Origin of the sequence: Bacillus sp. MD-5 (assembly GCF_002201875.1) — a bacterium.
Taxonomy (GTDB): domain Bacteria; phylum Bacillota; class Bacilli; order Bacillales; family Bacillaceae; genus Bacillus; species Bacillus stercoris.
On record NZ_CP021911.1, the window covers coordinates 3639266 to 3656987 of the forward strand.

At 45.8% G+C, this 17722-nt stretch carries 16 protein-coding genes; all 16 read right to left on the reverse strand.

Annotation, left to right across the window (positions count from 1 at the left end; all coding sequences use genetic code 11):
* Nucleotides 1–3: 3 nt before the first annotated feature.
* The 16 genes from bacF to CDO84_RS18485 all read right to left on the reverse strand — a co-directional run bounded on the left by bacF (nucleotide 4) and on the right by CDO84_RS18485 (nucleotide 17700).
* Nucleotides 4–1203: a transaminase BacF gene (bacF, locus tag CDO84_RS18410; protein WP_040081506.1), complete on the reverse strand. Its 1200-nt coding sequence runs from the start codon at nucleotides 1201–1203 to the stop codon at nucleotides 4–6.
* The gene (gene bacE / locus CDO84_RS18415) at nucleotides 1204–2388 is read right to left on the reverse strand and encodes a bacilysin exporter BacE (RefSeq protein WP_040081505.1); all 1185 of its coding nucleotides are present in this window, start codon (nucleotides 2386–2388) and stop codon (nucleotides 1204–1206) included.
* Nucleotides 2385–3803 carry an alanine--anticapsin ligase gene (gene bacD, locus CDO84_RS18420; protein WP_040081504.1) on the reverse strand — a complete coding sequence of 473 codons (1419 nt, stop codon included), beginning with the start codon at nucleotides 3801–3803 and terminating at the stop codon, nucleotides 2385–2387. The genes bacE and bacD overlap by 4 nt, the downstream gene beginning before the upstream one ends.
* Nucleotides 3804–3821: 18 nt before the next feature.
* Complete coding sequence (gene bacC, locus CDO84_RS18425) at nucleotides 3822–4583, reverse strand: dihydroanticapsin 7-dehydrogenase (protein WP_040081503.1); 762 nt, start codon at nucleotides 4581–4583, stop codon at nucleotides 3822–3824.
* Between the two features lie 2 nt (nucleotides 4584–4585).
* Entirely contained in the window at nucleotides 4586–5293 is a 708-nt protein-coding gene (gene bacB, locus CDO84_RS18430) for a 3-((4R)-4-hydroxycyclohexa-1,5-dien-1-yl)-2-oxopropanoate isomerase (protein ID WP_014665800.1), read from the reverse strand.
* Nucleotides 5283–5897 carry a prephenate decarboxylase gene (gene bacA, locus CDO84_RS18435; RefSeq protein WP_040081502.1) on the reverse strand — a complete coding sequence of 205 codons (615 nt, stop codon included), beginning with the start codon at nucleotides 5895–5897 and terminating at the stop codon, nucleotides 5283–5285. Before bacA ends, bacB begins: the two co-directional genes overlap by 11 nt.
* A gap of 151 nt (nucleotides 5898–6048) precedes the next feature.
* Nucleotides 6049–7287 carry an MFS transporter gene (locus CDO84_RS18440; RefSeq protein ID WP_040081501.1) on the reverse strand — a complete coding sequence of 413 codons (1239 nt, stop codon included), beginning with the start codon at nucleotides 7285–7287 and terminating at the stop codon, nucleotides 6049–6051.
* 207 nt (nucleotides 7288–7494) lie between these two features.
* Entirely contained in the window at nucleotides 7495–8907 is a 1413-nt protein-coding gene (locus CDO84_RS18445) for an amino acid permease (protein WP_040081499.1), read from the reverse strand.
* Nucleotides 8907–10607 carry a M20 family metallopeptidase gene (locus CDO84_RS18450; RefSeq protein ID WP_040081498.1) on the reverse strand — a complete coding sequence of 567 codons (1701 nt, stop codon included), beginning with the start codon at nucleotides 10605–10607 and terminating at the stop codon, nucleotides 8907–8909. The genes CDO84_RS18445 and CDO84_RS18450 overlap by 1 nt, the downstream gene beginning before the upstream one ends.
* Before the next feature lie 73 nt (nucleotides 10608–10680).
* Nucleotides 10681–12228, reverse strand: coding sequence for an L-glutamate gamma-semialdehyde dehydrogenase (gene pruA / locus CDO84_RS18455; RefSeq protein WP_040081496.1), 1548 nt, complete (start codon nucleotides 12226–12228; stop codon nucleotides 10681–10683).
* Nucleotides 12229–12460: 232 nt separating this feature from the next.
* A complete protein-coding gene (gene rocG / locus CDO84_RS18460; RefSeq protein WP_014665807.1) occupies nucleotides 12461–13735 on the reverse strand; it encodes a glutamate dehydrogenase in 1275 nt (424 codons plus the stop codon).
* Nucleotides 13736–13911: 176 nt separating this feature from the next.
* On the reverse strand, nucleotides 13912–14376 hold the full coding sequence (gene bslB / locus CDO84_RS18465) for a biofilm surface layer hydrophobin BslB (protein ID WP_040081494.1): 465 nt from the start codon (nucleotides 14374–14376) through the stop codon (nucleotides 13912–13914).
* Between the two features lie 323 nt (nucleotides 14377–14699).
* A complete protein-coding gene (locus CDO84_RS18470) occupies nucleotides 14700–15155 on the reverse strand; it encodes a dTDP-4-dehydrorhamnose 3,5-epimerase family protein (protein WP_014665810.1) in 456 nt (151 codons plus the stop codon).
* Nucleotides 15148–15999, reverse strand: a complete 852-nt coding sequence (rfbD, locus tag CDO84_RS18475) for a dTDP-4-dehydrorhamnose reductase (protein ID WP_040081492.1) — start codon at nucleotides 15997–15999, stop codon at nucleotides 15148–15150. Before rfbD ends, CDO84_RS18470 begins: the two co-directional genes overlap by 8 nt.
* A gap of 13 nt (nucleotides 16000–16012) precedes the next feature.
* Nucleotides 16013–16960: a dTDP-glucose 4,6-dehydratase gene (gene rfbB, locus CDO84_RS18480; RefSeq protein WP_040081490.1), complete on the reverse strand. Its 948-nt coding sequence runs from the start codon at nucleotides 16958–16960 to the stop codon at nucleotides 16013–16015.
* Nucleotides 16960–17700, reverse strand: coding sequence for a sugar phosphate nucleotidyltransferase (locus CDO84_RS18485; RefSeq protein ID WP_014665812.1), 741 nt, complete (start codon nucleotides 17698–17700; stop codon nucleotides 16960–16962). The genes rfbB and CDO84_RS18485 overlap by 1 nt, the downstream gene beginning before the upstream one ends.
* Nucleotides 17701–17722: the final 22 nt, after the last annotated feature.

Below are 17722 nucleotides of genomic sequence, written 5' to 3' on the forward strand. Positions count from 1 at the left end.
TTTTTAGCGGGATGTTTCTTGTAATGACCCGAACGGCAGGTTCAGTTTTTGAATCCGCATAACAAATTCCCGCAGATCCTCCTGCTTCGACACCATTGAGATTCTGACATGCCTTTTTCCGTTGCTTCCGAAAATTTCGCCCGGTGTGACTACGACATGGGCATGCTCCAGCAAGTAATCGGAAAATTGGTGAGATGTCTCAAACGTATTCGGAATTTCAGCCCATATGTAAAAGGTTCCTTTTGGCTTCTCCATCTTCCAGCCCAATTCCTTTTCGCAAAGCGCCGTAAAAAAGTCAATTCGTTCTTTATAAATTCGTTTCAGCGATTCCGTTTGCTCCGGATCTCCGGAAAGCGCCGCACTCGCCGCCTGCTGCAGCCCGCCGAACATGCCGACAAATACATGATCCTGAAATTCATTGACGGCCTGAATGATCTTTTCATTCCCAACCGCAAACGCCATTCTCCAGCCTGCCATATTAAATGTTTTTGAAAATGAATAAAGCTCTGCTCCGACAGCCTTGGCATCCTCTGCCTCAAGAAAGCTGGCCGGTTTTTGATCGAATTCAAACGCCCCGTATGCAAAGTCATGAATCAAATGGATATGATGCTCTTTCGCAAAAGCAGCCGCTTTTGCATAAAAAGCCGCATCGGCCACAGCTCCAGTGGGGTTGTTCGGATAGTTTAAAAACATAAGCTTCGCTTTTTCCAGCACGGCTGGATCAATCTTTTCAAAATCCGGCAAATAGCCATTTTCTTCATACAGCGGCATTTCGTAAAGCTCAGCTCGCGCCATCGTAATCCCTGATAAATATTCAGGGTAGCCTGGATTCGGGACTAAAGCGATGTCTCCCGGATTGAGCAGGCATTGTGTCAGCACATACAAACCGGCTTTCCCGCCTCCGAAAAGGGTGACCTCCGTTTCAGGATTGATTGTCACGCCGTATTCTCTTTTATAGAAAGCAGCGATTGCTTCCTTCAAAAAAGGATAACCTCTGAATGGGCCGTATCCATGAAACGAAGGATTCAGAGATGCCTCCCGCAAAGCCTCGACGATATGCGGCGGAGTGGGAAGGTCAGGGTTTCCTTGTCCGAGATTAATGATGTGGGCCCCCGTTTTTTCCAATTCCTTTACCTTTTGAAAAACGAGAGAAAACTCCTGCCTTGGAAGTGTCTTGATGACATCGGACGGTGTTATTTCCATCTAAAAGACTCCTTTTTGCTCCGTTTTATTATCCCGTTCCAAAAACGATTTGTTAACAAGCTTCGTATGCAGAAACAATCCGCATACAATCACAACAATCAGCCCCATAATGACCGGAGCGCTGAAGACGTTGATTAACATTGAACCAACAGAAATGCATAATCCGATAGACGCTTCGGCTACTGAAAAAATGCGCCCTTGAATCTGGTTTGCCGCATTCTCCTGAACCTTCACCTTTGCAAGCACTTCCCCGTATTCCATCGCGATGAAAAAGAGGATCGCCGCGATGATAGAAACAGCGAATATCGGCGTGAATAAAAACAGCGCCAGCGAAACAATCGATAAAACGGTAAAGTACGTCAGGCCTCTATTGTTGTTAAAGCCCCATTTGCTGACAAGCGCCGCCCCGATAAAGCCGCCGAAGCCGATGCAGAATGTGAGGATAAAGTTGCCGATTTCTCCATCACCAAGAAAGCGGCTGACAATCGGAAAATAGCTGTACACAATTCCCCACAGCACAGCCATTGTAATCATCGTAAACATGGCGTTTAATACGAATGCATTGCTTTTGATTTCCTTGAGTCCTTCTTTAAAAGACTGAAAGGCCTCTTTGATGTTTTCAGATTGAATCGGCACAAATTGCAGTTTGATACGGCTGATAAAAAATGCCGAAATCAGGTATGTCACACCGTTAAAGGCCACAGCCAGCTCCACAGATCCGCCTAACAGAAAGAGCCCTCCGGCAGCCGCCCCGACGATAATGGAGATGGTTGTCGCTTTTGCAAATAACGTGTTGATGCTTTTAATATCTGATTCCAAGGACGACATGACGGCAAGACGGGCCGGATTAAAAAACACGCCGCTTCCATAAGAAATAAACAGCAGAGCCAGAAAAATGAGCGGATATTCGCCTTTTGGAAGAAATGTGAGCCCCAAAAAAATGATGCCTCTGATAATATCCGTCCACAGCATGATCTTAATTCTGTCTAACCGGTCGACCAGAACCCCCAAAAACGGCTGGAACACCATCGGAATGCTTCTGACCACGATGACCCCGGACGTCACCCAATAATCGTGATAATATGTAGACAAAATGAGCAGGGCAGGGAGAACACAATAGTCTCCCATGAAAGATAGCGCCTGCCCGTAAAGCAAGTATTTAGAGTTTGGCTTCAGCTGTTTCATACTGGCAGCACATACTTTGCCGTCAGCTTCGCATGCTGCTGAATTTGTCTGATTGATTCAGCGACATCCTGTGAATTGCTGCCTTTCAGTTCGAATGCAGCGATGGAGTTGAAAGCTTCGAACAGTGTCAAATCAACTGAAGTGCCTGGCGCTGCGGCCGAAAAAGAAACGATTTCAGTATCCCCTTTTAAAAGCCCGTCAGGCAGATCGATCGCTTCAATGACCAAATCCTCAGCAGTTTCTGGAATCTGGCCATTTTGTTTGAAATGCTGCGGGTACAAATGGCAGTCGGCGACATAGTAAGGCTCTTGATCCAATAATCCGTCAGGCAGATCGGCCTCTTTTCCGAAACAAAGGACATCTAATAATAATTGCGCCATATCAAGGCCGAAGACCTTTTTAATATTAGGGATCATATTCCAGCCGGCGAATCTGGCTGCCGATTCAATTAAACCCGGTTCTCTGTTTTTCATTAGCTTGATCTCTGTATGTGTTGCGCAATTTTGCAGGCCAAGACCTTCATTTGCCTTTTTGGCGGCTTCGACAATTTTCTTTTTCGCCTCTTCATCCAGAATGGACGGCGTAATGTGGGATGTTTCTGTAAATCCGATTTGCGGCGTTTTGTCATGAATGGCGATCGGGAAATACTCACCGTCGGCCATGATGCCTTCGATGCTGATATAGTCGGAGTACCCTTCTGTTTGATACCAGTCTCCATACTCACCCTGTAAAAATTCTTCAGCGATAAACGGCGCTTCAAACGTAACCGCCTTTGGCACGTTAATCGACTTCAGATAGTCATTGACTCTGTTAAATTCTGCTTCTGCCGTCTCAGTGTCCGTAATCAGCGTGACGCCGATTGAACTCGCTAAGTATGTAGGCTTTAAAATAAGAGGTGTGCCGATCTCTTCAAGTGCGGCACGGAAATCCTCAAGAGTTGTAACACGTTTGTTTTTGATTGATTTGACGCCAGCCTTATTAAAAGCGTCTCTCATTTTATTTTTATCTCTGGCATTTTCGGCAGCCTGCACGCCGGCACCTCTCAGACCCAGACGTTCACAGGCTTTCGCCATCGGGGCAATGAATAATTCATTGTTTGTTGTGATGGCATCCACCCCAAACATTTCGGCAACCTTGACGATTTGCTCGACAACCTCTTCTTCAGGCTTGTCATGGTCCTCATGCGCCCAATAAATGGAGTCAGGATGCTCAAAATCAGCTAAACTCTTAAAATAGTCTTTATCTTTTATGACCGCGACCGAGTATTTTTCAATCAATGCTGCGTGGGAGGCTGTAATTGCAAAAGGCCTTGGAATAAAGCTGACCAGGTTATATTTTTCAGCAGCACTTTTATAAAACATGTGAGGCGGGCAGCCTCCAAGATCAGCAATGACCAATACTGTTTTTCTCTCCATATGTAAAACACTCCTTCTCTATTGTGCGGTGTATCCTCCGTCTGCGGTGATGGCGCTTCCGGTCATATAGCTTGATAAATCCGAGGCTAAAAACAGCATCACATTTGCGATTTCTTCGGGTTTCCCCAGCCTCAGCAGCGGATTTACCTTTGCCTTTTCTTTTTTGATCTCTTCAAGTGTGCCTTCATTATTTTCAAGGAATGATTTTTCATTCAGCGGTGTGTCGATAATCCCCGGGCATACGCAGTTCACGCGAATTTGATGCTTCGCATAATCAATGGCCATTGATTTAGTCAGCTGCAAAACGCCGCCTTTGCTGGCATTATAGGCAGGAATATCAGGCCATGCCACGAGTCCGCCGACTGAGCATGTATTAATGATGTTGCCCTTGCCGGCAGCCAGCATATGCTTAAGTGCGTGTTTGCTCATTAAAAACGTGCCGGTCAAATTGACTTGCAGCACCTTGTTCCAATCGCTGAGCTCCATCTCGTGAATGGGCGCCACGATTTCGATGCCTGCATTATTAATCAATACATCCAGCCCGCCAAATGTATCGACCGCCGATTCAACAGCGTGCTGACAGGCAGCTTCGTCTGTAATGTCCGTTTGCACAAAATGCAGCCTGTCATTATTTTCTTTCCGTACCATTGCTTCTCCCTGCTTCTCGTCAATATCCGCCACAACCACATTGGCCTGCTGGTTCAAAAAAGCCTGAACCGCCGCATAACCAATCCCTGATGCGCCTCCTGTTATGAGGACGGTTTTATCGGTGAGGTTCATGATTATTCATCCGCCTTCATTTTTTTTGCTTTTGCCCTGTTATAGCGCGGCGGGAAGAAGATATTAATCGATTTTGATTCTTTTTCTGAACGGTTGATGGCACCATGATCTTCGCGAGGCTCACAGAAATAAGCTGTGCCGAATTCCATCCCGACTGTGCAGCCTTCGACCGTCATGTCATAGCCGCCGCCGATGCAGATGCCGATTTGTTCATTGCGATGTTTATGGAAAGGCATTTCTCCGCCGTTTCCAGGGATTTTGGCAAGCATAATCTCTACCCAATCCTCAACAAAGAACGTGACTTCCATGCCCGGCAGCAGGTCTCTTGTTTTGAAAATATCCAAAAAATAGTCCTCAGGACTTGTATACGTTTCATCAGCTTTCAGCCGCTTGATATCAATAGCAATCACTTCTTGGTCTGTGTCGTTTCTTGCCCCGTGAGGCACATGCGGCGGCGCGATATAGGCAGATTCCAAGGCTGTCATTTTTCTTGTCACATCTCCGACAGTCATCATCAGCTCGCCGGAAACGACCATGCCGATTTGAACCTCCTTATGCTGATGGGGTTCAACATTGGTATGCGGCGGGACGTAAGACATTAATACTTCAGTATCTCCTCGTACGGTTGAATACTGCCTCACTCCGTTTTCCCATTCAATTAATTTCGGAGTCGGGAAATAAAGCTCCTGCATATCTTCTTTAGTTTTCATCATCAACGTCTCCTTTTCCAAATAATGACCAGCTCATCGGAATGCTTTTGAATGTTTTTACAAAGGTTAGCCCGTACTTTTGCCTTGCAAGCTCATTGGTTAAGGCAATATCATACAAGCCTTCTTTTACTTTTCTTGCAGCTTGGCTGGTCGAATTGACCAGTTTGAAACGTACATCTTTGCGGGTAAAATATTTGATTAAATTAATAGGTGATGGATGTGAAACAACAACAGATGTATCAAGCATATCGTCTCTGAATTCAAAGTCAGGACGAACAGCCAGGCCGTACATCGGTGTATCGCACCTGAAGATCTGCAATAGCTGCAAATCCGGCCTCATGTAGAAATGCTTAATGCCGTCATAAGCGTGTGGGACGATGGTATATTCCAGCGGGCTTTGGAGTGTCCTTTCAATGCATGATTCAAAAGTATCATGCAAGGACAATTTACTGTTCAGCCCTTGTAGAAGAGTAAAATTGGAAATGAAATGCTTTGCTGCGTACTCACTGCTTGTCCCCTCAGGGCCGAGCGTGTTGACTGTAATGAGTTTGGATAGTGAATCAGTTCTTTTTTTTGTCTGAATGCTATTATCCAATATAATCATGAGCACCAACCAATCTTTTAAAATTTTAAGTAAATTTTATCCAGCGGAAATTGAACTGTCAATGTTTTTTGAAAATATTGATAATTATTCCCATACAAACAAAAAAACCCTTTAAAAAGGGTTTTTAATTATAGGAATTTAGAAACTTTGTTTATTGGGATAAGGACTGATCGGCCTTCTGCTCATGCTTGCCGTATTTTTTATATGCGAATACACTGAGTACAAATCCGAGCACTGTGATGGCGGCGCAAATCCATCCGACGGCCGCATAGCCGTATGCCACATAGACAGGTCCCATCAAAGCAGATCCTAATGTCACGGCCAGATTCGAGGCGAGACTGTAAAACACCATGATTTTTCCGCGATGACGCTCTGAGCAATCACTCAAAATGGTGCTGAGCAGCGTCACCGTCAAGCTTTGCATTAATCCCCATATAAATAGGCTGACAATTAACAGAAACATTGACGCCGGCGCATATGGTAAACATGCCAGCAGAACGCTGATGACCCCCAGCGCAATCAAAAGGGAGCGCATTTTTCCGACGCGGTCGGCCACCTTTCCTGTAATGACACTCATGGAAAACCCGATTCCGTAAATCATGATAAATAAGCCCGCAGCTGTGTTTCCTCCGGTAAAAACGTCCTGAAGATAGGTGCCTAAAAAGGAATACATACCGTAAAATCCAATCATATTACAAAAGGTTATCGTGATATAAACAGGTACACGCGGGACTTTCAGCGCATCCCGGAATGTTCCTGCCGGCTCTTCTTTTTCTTCCTCGCCGCTTGTTTGATGCTGGGCATGACGGCGCATTTCAAGGAGAATCAGCAGGACGACGAAAATGCCCATCAAGGCGAAAATCCAAAATGTCCATCTCCAATGCAGGACTCCGCCGATAAATGATCCGAGCGGCACTCCAAAAATCAGCGCCAGCGACCAGCTTGAAACGATCAGCCCCATCACTTTGCCCCGGTATGTATAAGGAACACGATCACCGACAACGGCGTAAGCGGTCGGCACAAACGCTCCGGCAGCCAATCCCGAAAGCGCCCGGCCTAAAAAGAAGAAAAAGATATTTTGACTCAAAGCGCATATCACTGTTCCTATGATAAAGATCATAAGCCCGGCCAATAAACTCAGTTCTCTGGAGTATTTATCGCCTAATGGAACCAAAAGCGGCGCACCGATAAAAATCATAATGCCGTAAATACTGATAGATAATGCAAGGACACTGACATCTGAGCTGAAGGCTTTTGCTAAATCCGGCAGCAGCGGTGAGATCACAAGCTCTTCTGATCCGGCCGCAAATACCCCCATCGTTAAAGCCAGTGCTAACAATAGCGGAAAATGATGTTTTGTTTTGATGTCATTGTTTTGATTGCTGTTCATTCTTTCTCAAACACCTCTTCCATAATCTTCTTATCATAAAGTTGTATTATAGTTTAGCATTGTTTTTTCATCATTTACAATTCGAACGAAACCTTTACATTTTTAATTATTTTCATTTAAATCCCAATATAGATTTCCTCGTTTCATTTTGAAAATCAACTGATTTTAACATACCAAAAAGCTCTCCGTTCTCCCGGAGAGCTTTTCCTATTGCGCCTCTGCCTGTTCTTTTTCTGCAGGTTCATGATTGATACGCTTTTTGATGCTCAGATGATAGTACGCATAGCAGAAAATAATGATCGGCACGCCGCAGTACAAGCCGATCCTTTGATCCGGAATGAAAATAAGGCTGATCAACACGCATCCGTATAAACAAAATCCGAGAATCGGGACTAGCGGATAAAGCGGCGTTCTGAACTCCAGATCATTCACGTTTCCGCCTTCAGCGAGGAAACGTCTGCGAAAGAAAAATTGCGACGCACAAATGGACATCCACGCTACAACTGTCACCATGCCCGAAATTGAGATACACCATAAATACACTGTTTCTGCGGCCATGACACTTGTCAGCAGCGAGCAGCCGGAAATGCCGAGGGTAATCAGCAGGGCATTCATCGGCACGCCTTTTTTTGTCAGTCTGGTGAGAAAGGAGGGGCCCATTTGATTTGATGAAAGTGACCACATCATGCGCGACGCCGCATACAAACCCGAATTGGCAACAGATAAAATCGCCGTTAAGATGACAAAGTTCATGATATCTGCCGAAAATGGGATGCCGATTTGATCGAGCACCGCTACAAACGGGCTTTCAATAACGCCCGCCGTTTTGTACGGAAGAATGGCAACCAAGACGAACATTGCCAGCACAAAGAAAAACAGCGTGCGCCAAATGACATTCCGAATGGACTTTGGCAGTGTTTTTTCCGGACTTTCACTTTCCCCTGCCGCAATGCCGACAAGCTCCGTGCCCTGAAAGGAGAAATTCACCATGACCAGCGTAAACATAACGGCCAGCACCCCATTAGGGAAAAGTCCCCTGTCAGTCATAAAGTTAGACAAAAAGGGTGTTTCGTGTCCGCCTTTAAAGTCAATCAAGCCAAACACAGCGGCTCCGCCAATCACGATAAATAAGATGATCGCCGCCACTTTGATGCTTGAAAACCAAAATTCCATTTCTGCAAAGCTTCTGACAGACAGCGCATTAATCAAAAAGATGACAATCCCAAACACGAGACACCATATCCAAATCGGAACGGAGGGCAGCCACCTTTGCATCAAAATGCCTGCTGACGTCAGCTCCAAACCTACTGTATTCGCCCAGCTGAACCAATACAGCCAGCCGATCATAAAGCCTGTTGACGGTCCCAGAAATTTAGTGGCGTAGGCCTGAAACGATCCGGCCACCGGCATGGCAACAGCCAATTCTCCTAAACAAAGCATGACGAGATACATTAAAAATCCGCCGATGATATACGCAGCAATGGCGCCGAGCGGTCCCGCCTGGCTAATGGTAAAGCCGGAGCCTAGAAACAGCCCTGTGCCAATCACCCCTCCCAAAGCAATCATAAACAAATGCCTGCTTTTCATGCTGCGCTGCAATTCATTTTTATGATTCTGCATCATCCTTCCTCCTTTGATTCTTTTGCCGTGATGGTCATCCGGTAGCTTTGCAAAAGATGGACGGTGGTTTGTTGTATGAGGAAAGGCAATACATGAAATGTGTATGGTTTATAGACTCGTTCCGTCCATTTATGGCCGTCTTTTCCATACACGCCCATATTAATGGATGGAATATTCAGCTTGCGTATGTCTTTAAACGGAATGGTTCCAATCATATTCCACCCAGGGAAGTTTCTGATAAAAGAATCAATTTCGTCATCGGTTTCATGCAGCGATAAGAAACTGCCGTCTGCCAAGTAGGGGAAAAACTTTTTGAAGACAAATGTTTCGCCTGTCGATGCAGCGGTTTTGTCAGCCGCTTCTTTAATCACATGCTGCAAAAGCTGATCTCTTGTGCTATCTTCTTTCAAATAGTTATGCGGCAGGTAAGGAGGTGCGTAAAATAGAATGACTTTTGCGCCTTGATCGGGGTCAAGCTTTTGAAGCTCTTCAATTGCCTGAAAGCATCTCATACGAAGTTCTAGGTGCTCGTTGGCTTTGAATGTCTGCTCGATACACTGTTCGGGGTCTATTCCCCGGTTTCTCAGCTTTTCTAAGTATTGCTCCAGACTATACACTTGGATGCCCCATGATAAATGTTTCTTTGGCAGGTTGGCTCTTTTTACATATTCTTCATAATAGTCTGATAATTTTTGTTCTGTTTCCCGGCATGCTTCCTCAGTGACTTCAATAAGCAAATCCATCATTTCCTTTGCTGTTCTTTCATAAATAAAACAATTGAAATACAAGCTTGTGCTGACAGCCGTTTGCACATTATAGGATTCCTTGTTATCACGCTGATACAAACAGGATGGGGGCAGAACCAACTCTCCTTCAACCTTTTCCGCCAGATGAATGTTATTGTGGAGACGGCTTGTGATTTCAGCTGAAATGAAATTCGGGTCAATCCCTGCCAGTGTATCGCCAACATGGACTTCACGGCCGTAAATGTAAAAGCAAGGCAGTAGTTTTCCCGCGGCTCCAGTATAGATATATCTTGTCTGATCACCATCGTAAAGCGGGGTAATAAAATCTGTATTAATGGCAGCCAGATAGTGAAGCTGTTTTTCTTTTTTTAACCGATTCAGCTCTGAAATGCTGGCGAGCACGCCCGAATGCTGGCTCTCCTCATCGGGATTTGCCATAAACAATACATTTCCCGGCAATGTTTCAAGGTTCTCCGAAAAATGCAGGAGATTGGCTAAATGTACGGCGATGCCGCTCTGCATATCGACAGATCCTCTTCCGAACATCCAATCGCCTGATTTGGCATCCCGCTGAACATCCTGATCGAACTCATAGCGGCTGAAATACTCCGCCAATTTCTCACAATCAAAAGCGATATCCTTTAAAGGGCCGAAATCTTCAATTCCGACTGTATCCAGATGGGCATGGTAAATGACTGTATTTCGGCTTTCTCCACATCCTTCAATAAACGCAAAAATATTTTTGCGATTGTATGGGTCATTTGGAATGGCCTGTTCCCACACATGACTGGGGTGTTCCTGAAAATAAGGATAGCTCGTGATCACTTCTTTGATAAAATCCGCTTTTGTCCCTTCTCCAACGGTGCCGTTCACACTGCTGAGGCTGACCAGAGATGCTGTCAGCGCCTCCACTCTTTCAGCCGGATTCATGTGACTGATTTTTGTATACTGCATAAATTGTCCTCCTGATCAAAAAGTTGAAATCGTGCGATCCGCTCAAGAATCGCACGATTTGATTTCTCTCAAATCAAAAAGCTTCGGACGTTGTTTTGGCTTGCATATGAAGAATTAAGTAATCGGGACCGCCTGCTTTTGAGTCTGTTCCGGACATATTAAAACCGCCGAACGGCTGATAGCCGACAATTGCTCCGGTGCAGCCTCTGTTGAAGTATAGGTTTCCGACATGGAAATCCTCGCGTGCCCGTTCAATGTGCGCACGGTTTTTCGTCAGAAGCGCGCCTGTTAATCCGTATTCCGTGTTATTGGCAATCTCCAGCATATGATCGAAATCACGCGCTTTGCAAATCGCAACAACCGGGCCGAAAATTTCTTCCTGCATTAAGCGCGCGTTTTCATCAACATCTGCAAAGATCGTCGGCTGAATAAAGTAGCCTTTTGAATCATCGCCTTCTCCGCCGGCCAATAGCTTGCCTTCAGATTTGCCGATTTCAATGTATTTCATCACTTTGTTGTAGGATGCTTCATGAATCACGGGTCCCATATACGTATTAGGATCTTCTGGATTGCCGACAGTCAGCGTTTTGGTCAGCGCCACAGCTTTTTCCACCACTTCATCATAAACATCCTGATGGATAACTGCGCGGGAGCCCGCAGAACACTTCTGTCCTGAATATCCAAATGCTGAGTACACGATAGAGGATGCAGCAAGGTCAAGATCAGCGTCCTTGTCGACAAGCACTGTGTCTTTTCCGCCCATCTCAGCAATTACCCGTTTGAGCCATTTTTGGCCCGGCTGCACTTTGGCGGCTCGCTCATAAATCCGGCAGCCGACTGCACGGGAACCTGTAAATGAGACAAATCGTGTCTTCGGATGCTCAACTAAGAAATCACCGATCTCCGCTCCATCTCCCGGAATGTAATTCAGAACACCGTTTGGCAGGCCCGCTTCCTCCATGACCTCGACAAATTTCGCTGCCACTACCGGTGCTGCGTCAGCCGGTTTTAAGAGAATCGTATTTCCTGTCACAATCGCTGCCGCCGCTGTTCCCGCCATAATTGCAAGCGGGAAGTTAAATGGTGAAATGACGATGCCGACGCCAAGCGCTTCGTAATGATATTGATTGAACTCGCCAGCACGGCTCTTCACCGGAGCCCCTTCCTTAAGGTTTAACATTTGGCGCGCGTAGAACTCTAAAAAGTCTATCGCTTCAGCCGTGTCCGCATCCGCTTCCTTCCACGGTTTTCCCGCTTCCTTCACAAGATAGCTTGAAAATTCATGCTTTCTTCTGCGCAAAATAGCCGCTGCCTTAAAGAGAATATTCGCACGGTGCTCTGGTCTTTGTTTTTTCCAGGATTCAAATGTCTGCAATGCGGCTTGCATCGCTTTTTCAGCAAGCTCTTGATCAGCTGTAGACGCGTACCCAATCACCTCTTCTTTGTTAGCCGGGTTAATAGAAATGATTTTGCGGTCCGTTTCAATTTTTTCTCCATTGATAACAAGCGGATAATGCTTGCCAAGCTGAGTGTTTACAAAGGCCAATGACTCCCCAAATGCTGTTTTATTCATTGCTTCCGTAAAATCTGTAAATGGTTCGTGCGCGTATGTGACTGTCATATGTAGTCCCCCTCGTGTTATGAAAATATATCTTCGCATATGAATAAAAATGCAAGAATCATGCCATTTTCTTGTCTTTTGCTGAAAAAGCTTGTTGAATCGAACAGAAATTTGTCTAACAGGTGATCACCTTTCTCTTTTTCCGAGCTTGAAAGCAAATTATTTTTGCGGTTTTTGCCCTTCCCACAAAGAAAAACGCAAAATTATTTTGCATTGGCTTCAAATCCGAAAATTACACCCATCCGCGGAAACGCGATGCTTCTGCCGATTTTCTGATGCCCGTCATGTAAGCCGCCAAGCGCATATCCACTTTATGCGTTGCCGCTGTCTGATAAATCGTTTCGAACGAGCTGACCATGACGCTTCTCAATTTTTCTGCAACCTCTTCTTCCGACCAATAATATCCTTGGTTATTCTGCACCCATTCAAAATAAGAAACCGTGACGCCGCCGGCACTCGCCAGGATATCCGGCACAAGCAGCACGCCTCTTTCATTCAGGATCTTAGTGGCGTCAATGGTTGTCGGTCCATTCGCTGCTTCGACGACGATTGACGCCTGAATGTTATGTGCGTTTTTGGCTGTGATTTGATTGGAGATCGCGGCAGGCACTAAAATATCGCATTCCTTTTCAAGCAGTTCCTCATTTGTGATGACATCAGTAAATAAGTTGGTGACCATGCCGAAGCTGTCCCGTTTATCGAGCAAATAAGGGATATCAAGGCCGTCCGGGTTGTAGAGCCCGCCATGGGCATCAGAAATCCCGATCACCTTCGCGCCCGCATCGTGCATGAATTTGGCCAGGAAGCTACCCGCGTTTCCAAAGCCCTGTATGATGATGCGTGCGTTTTGCAGCTTGATCCCTTTTTTCTTCACCGCCTCTTCAATACAAATCGTGACGCCCTGTGCCGTCGCCGTTTCCCGACCTTGCGATCCGCCTAAAACGAGCGGCTTGCCTGTAATAAAGCCCGGAGAATCGAATTCCCGCAGTCGGCTGTACTCATCCATCATCCACGCCATAATCTGCGAATTGGTGTATACATCTGGAGCTGGAATATCCTTTGTCGGACCGACGATCTGGCTGATAGCACGGACATACCCCCTGCTCAGCCTTTCCAGTTCTCCAAATGACATTGTCCGCGGATCACAAATGATACCGCCCTTCCCGCCGCCGTAAGGAAGATTGGCAATCCCGCATTTGAGCGTCATCCAAATGGATAATGCCTTTACTTCCTCTTCATTGACTTCTGGATGGAAGCGAACGCCCCCCTTTGTCGGACCGACAGCATCATTGTGCTGTGACCGGTAGCCTGTGAACACTTTGACGCTCCCATTGTCCATTTTGACCGGAATGCGGACAGTGAGCATTCTCTGCGGCTCTTTCATGAGTTCATACATATCGCCCGGATACCCCAGCTTCCGAATGGCCTCCTTAATGATCGTTTGGGTAGACAGAAATAAGTTAAGAGCTTCTTTTTCTTCATCTTTTGAGACTTGCTTTGCTGACATCTTTTTCACCTCATTGTTTTTTTGGCCGGCTGTAATGTAAGCGCTTTAAAAAATCAGCCCGCCAATTCCTTTCTTCATTGGATTCACCATATGATCATGCAAGATCCGTACCAGCTTTTGAATCCACAAAAAAAAGAGACTGAAAACATCTCAGTCTCTGACTACAAATCTATCGATTAACGGGGATCAATCACCAGTTGCGTTTCAGCATAAAAACTGCCGATTCCCAAACCGTTTACTACATCGCCTTTAATCGTGTAAGTGCCTGCGCGAGGAAGAGTTTTGCGCACCATGACGAGGTCAAATTCGGATGCGCCTAACAAATCAAGCGTAAGCGGGAGTCTGACTGTTTTTCCATCGTTTAAAATCTGTGTTTCTTTCAGTGTTCTTCCATTTACTGAATCTCTTGTCGTAGCATGAAACCCGTCAGGAAATTGAAATACTACCGCTCCAAGAGAAAGCACCGCATTTGGTTTATATGTCACTTCAATATCAGAAGTGGTCCACTCTTTTGTGCTGTTGATCGTTTTTGCCTCGATTGATGCAGACTGTGCATGAGCTTGGCCTGAAGGAAGCAAGATTGATAGTAAGACAGCTGAACTGATCAATAATGAAGATACGAATGAAGTTCTTTTTAACATGACATTTCCTCCTCAAATCACTGTTGAAATTGGCCAGAGCGTCCTCTGCAGAAAAAGCGTTTTTTTGCAATTCGCGAATTACCAGTTCTTTTTCTTAAAAATTAATCTATCATCATTTTCCATGGAAGTAAATGCTTTTTCAGGAATATTAACACTTGGAATCACTTGTGAATTCCTTCCTGTTTATACAAGGTTCAAATGGAGGATTTCCCACTCTTTTTCTAGTAACTTATACCTTCTGATTTCTATCTTTTATCCTATTTTAAAAAAGGACAAAAAAAGTCGAAGATGCCTCTGCTCTTCGATTGATCACGTTCTTATTTTTATCTGAATTCAGTGTTCCAGTTAAAACCGATCGTCTCATCATTCCAAGGAATTCTTTTTTCATCAGGCTGATCCGGATTATACGACATGGTGGTAAAGTAGATAATTGTCAGCGGCGTTTCTCCCAGCACTCTGTATCCGTGGGCCACCCCTTTTGGGATTAATAACAGCATCGGGTTGTCTTCGCCCATATAATAGACGTCCGTTTCTCCTTTTGTCTTTGAGTCGTCTCGAAGATCGTAGAGGACAACCTGAGCGTGACCGGTTGGGAAGAACCAGAGATCATCCTGCTTCTCATGATAATGAAATGCCTTAATCACACCCGGATAGCTTTTCGACCAAGAGGCCTGCCCGAAATGCTCAAGAAGATTCTCATCATCCCGGACCAGCTCAGCAAAAAAGCCTCTGTCATCGCTATGCTTCGTCAATTTTTTCACCTTGACTCCATCAATCATGCACACTGCTCCTTTCCTGCAAATACTCCCGTAACGCTTCCCGCCAGTGGCGGGGGCGGATGCCGGCTTCTTCAATAGCCCGATGGCTCAGCACAGAGTATGCCGGGCGGGGCGTTTTGTTCCCGTATTCCTCTGTTGTGACAGGCAAAATGACTGTTTCCAGCCCGCTTTCTTCCATAATTGCCTCCGCAAACTCATACCAGCTGCATATGCCTGAATTGCTGACATGATAGATGCCCGGCGGATAGCTGAACAGCTTGATGACCGCTTCTGCTAAATCCTTCGTATAAGTCGGCGAACCTATTTGATCGCTGACAACCCGCAGCTCTTGTTTCGTTTCAGCAAGCTTCAGCATGGTATGAACGAAATTGCTGCCGCCATGTCCGTACACCCATGATGTTCTGATGATCGTGCTGTTTTTTGTTGCCAAACGAATCAGTTCTTCTCCGAGCTTTTTGCTTTTGCCATAGATGGTGCTTGGATCAAGGGGATCGTTTTCCTTGTAAGGCTGGTTTCCTTTCCCATCGAATACATAGTCCGTGCTGATATGAACATATTGAGCGCCGATGCGGGTTGCCTCTAGCGCAGTATAATAAGCGCCGATTCCGTTGATCAAGTACGCTTTATCAAGCTCTTTCTCACATTGATCAACCGACGTAAAAGCGGCGGTATTGACCACAATATCCGGCTGATAATGGCCAAACGAATGCCGTACTGAGCGCTGGTCAGCAATGTTCATCATCTTCTTTGTTAACGCAATGACCTCGTATCCGGCTTGCTTCAGCTGGCGGCACAGTTCCAGTCCAAGCTGTCCTCCCGCCCCAGTCACCAATACCTTTGTCAATCAGATCACCTTCTTATCGGTCATTGTCTGTATACCACTGAATCGTACGCGCAATGCCTTCTTCAAACGGCACTTCCTGCCGCCAGCCAAGTTCGTTTTTCAGTTTTGATGCATTGATTGCATAGCGCCGGTCATGCCCTTTTCGGTCTTCCACGTGGGCGAACAATTCCTCACAGCCCAGGTGCTTCATGATGATGCTCGCAAGCTCTTTATTCGTGCGTTCATTTCCGCCGCCGATGTTATACACCTCGCCTACGGTTCCTTTTTCTAAAATCAGCTTGATGGCGCGGCAATGATCCTCCGCAAACAGCCAATCTCTAATCTGAAGTCCATCTCCATACAGCGGAACCGGCAGGCCTTGCTTCGCATGACGGATAATCGTCGGAATCATTTTTTCGCTGTGCTGATAAGGGCCGTAATTGTTGCTGCATCGTGTAATGATCGCCGGAAGCTTGTGGGTTTTCACATAAGACAATACGAGCAAATCAGAGCTTGCTTTGCTGGCTGAGTAAGGATTATTAGGAGAAAGCGGCGTCGTTTCTGTAAATGCTGGATCATCCGCTTCTAAATCTCCGTACACCTCATCCGTTGAAATATGAATCAGCTTCTTGGCTTTGCCTTGCAAAACCGCTTCCGCCAATCGGTAAGTCCCCATGACATTTGTGGTGATAAACGGCTCTGCTTGGGAAATGCTTCTGTCCACATGCGATTCTGCAGCGAAGTGAATAACCCCGTCATAGGTCTCGTCAAACGCGCGGTCGATATCCTCCTGAACGCTGATGTCCCCTTTTATAAAGCGAAAGCGGCTGTTTTGCTTTAATGTTTCCATTTCTTCCGGGTGGCTGGCGTACGTCAGTTTATCTAAAACGGTAATGCGCGCATCCGTTTCCCTCAGCATGAGCTTTGTAAACGTGAGCCCGATGAAGCCGGCCCCGCCCGTAATTAAATATGATTTTGCCATCACTTTTCGTCCTGTCCTTTCTGTAAAGCCTTGTGTACAAGCTGGGAAGCGAGATAAAGCGATTCGTGAGTTCCGGCATCTACCCACCAGCCTGATAACACATCATACGTAAGCTGGCTGTTTTCGATGTATAGATTATTCACATCGGTGATTTCCAGCTCGCCTCGCTTTGATGGTGATATTTGTTCAATATACGAAAATACCTCCGCATCATACATATAAATGCCGGTAACGCAAAGGTTGGTCGGCGGCTGTTTGGGCTTCTCGATGATGGAACGAATCCGTGTGTTTTCTTCATCAATCTGAGCGATTCCGAAGCGTTCCGGGTCATCCACTTCTTTCAGCAGCACCTTTGCCCCTTTCCCCTGCTGTTCAAAGCGTTCTGTATAAGGCTTTAATGAATCTTCAAATATATTATCACCTAATAACAAAATGAAAGGCTCTTTTTTCGTAAAGCGCTTTGCATAAGACAGCCCATCCGAAATGCCCGATGCTGCAGGCTGTACCTGATAAGTGATTGTAACGCCAAGCTCTTCCCCGTTTCCAAGCAGTTTATAAAATTGCGGCATATGCTCTTTTTGGCTGATGAGTAAAATGTCTGTTATTCCGGCTTCCTCCAGCTTCATAATCGACCAGTATATCATCGGATACGGGCCTACAGGAAGCAAATGCTTGTTGACGGCTTTCGTTAAGGGCATAAGGCGTGAGCCGTTTCCTCCGGCTAAAATAACACCTTTCACATTAACACTTCCTTACATGCAT

Coding starts and splice junctions, on each gene's coding strand:
- bacF (WP_040081506.1), bottom strand. CDS start 1,203: ATGGAAATAACACCGTCCGATGTCATCAAGACACTTCCAAGGCAGGAG.
- bacE (WP_040081505.1), bottom strand. CDS start 2,388: ATGAAACAGCTGAAGCCAAACTCTAAATACTTGCTTTACGGGCAGGCG.
- bacD (WP_040081504.1), bottom strand. CDS start 3,803: ATGGAGAGAAAAACAGTATTGGTCATTGCTGATCTTGGAGGCTGCCCG.
- bacC (WP_040081503.1), bottom strand. CDS start 4,583: ATGAACCTCACCGATAAAACCGTCCTCATAACAGGAGGCGCATCAGGG.
- bacB (WP_014665800.1), bottom strand. CDS start 5,293: ATGAAAACTAAAGAAGATATGCAGGAGCTTTATTTCCCGACTCCGAAA.
- bacA (WP_040081502.1), bottom strand. CDS start 5,897: ATGATTATATTGGATAATAGCATTCAGACAAAAAAAAGAACTGATTCA.
- CDO84_RS18440 (WP_040081501.1), bottom strand. CDS start 7,287: ATGAACAGCAATCAAAACAATGACATCAAAACAAAACATCATTTTCCG.
- CDO84_RS18445 (WP_040081499.1), bottom strand. CDS start 8,907: ATGCAGAATCATAAAAATGAATTGCAGCGCAGCATGAAAAGCAGGCAT.
- CDO84_RS18450 (WP_040081498.1), bottom strand. CDS start 10,607: ATGCAGTATACAAAAATCAGTCACATGAATCCGGCTGAAAGAGTGGAG.
- pruA (WP_040081496.1), bottom strand. CDS start 12,228: ATGACAGTCACATACGCGCACGAACCATTTACAGATTTTACGGAAGCA.
- rocG (WP_014665807.1), bottom strand. CDS start 13,735: ATGTCAGCAAAGCAAGTCTCAAAAGATGAAGAAAAAGAAGCTCTTAAC.
- bslB (WP_040081494.1), bottom strand. CDS start 14,376: ATGTTAAAAAGAACTTCATTCGTATCTTCATTATTGATCAGTTCAGCT.
- CDO84_RS18470 (WP_014665810.1), bottom strand. CDS start 15,155: ATGATTGATGGAGTCAAGGTGAAAAAATTGACGAAGCATAGCGATGAC.
- rfbB (WP_040081490.1), bottom strand. CDS start 16,960: ATGGCAAAATCATATTTAATTACGGGCGGGGCCGGCTTCATCGGGCTC.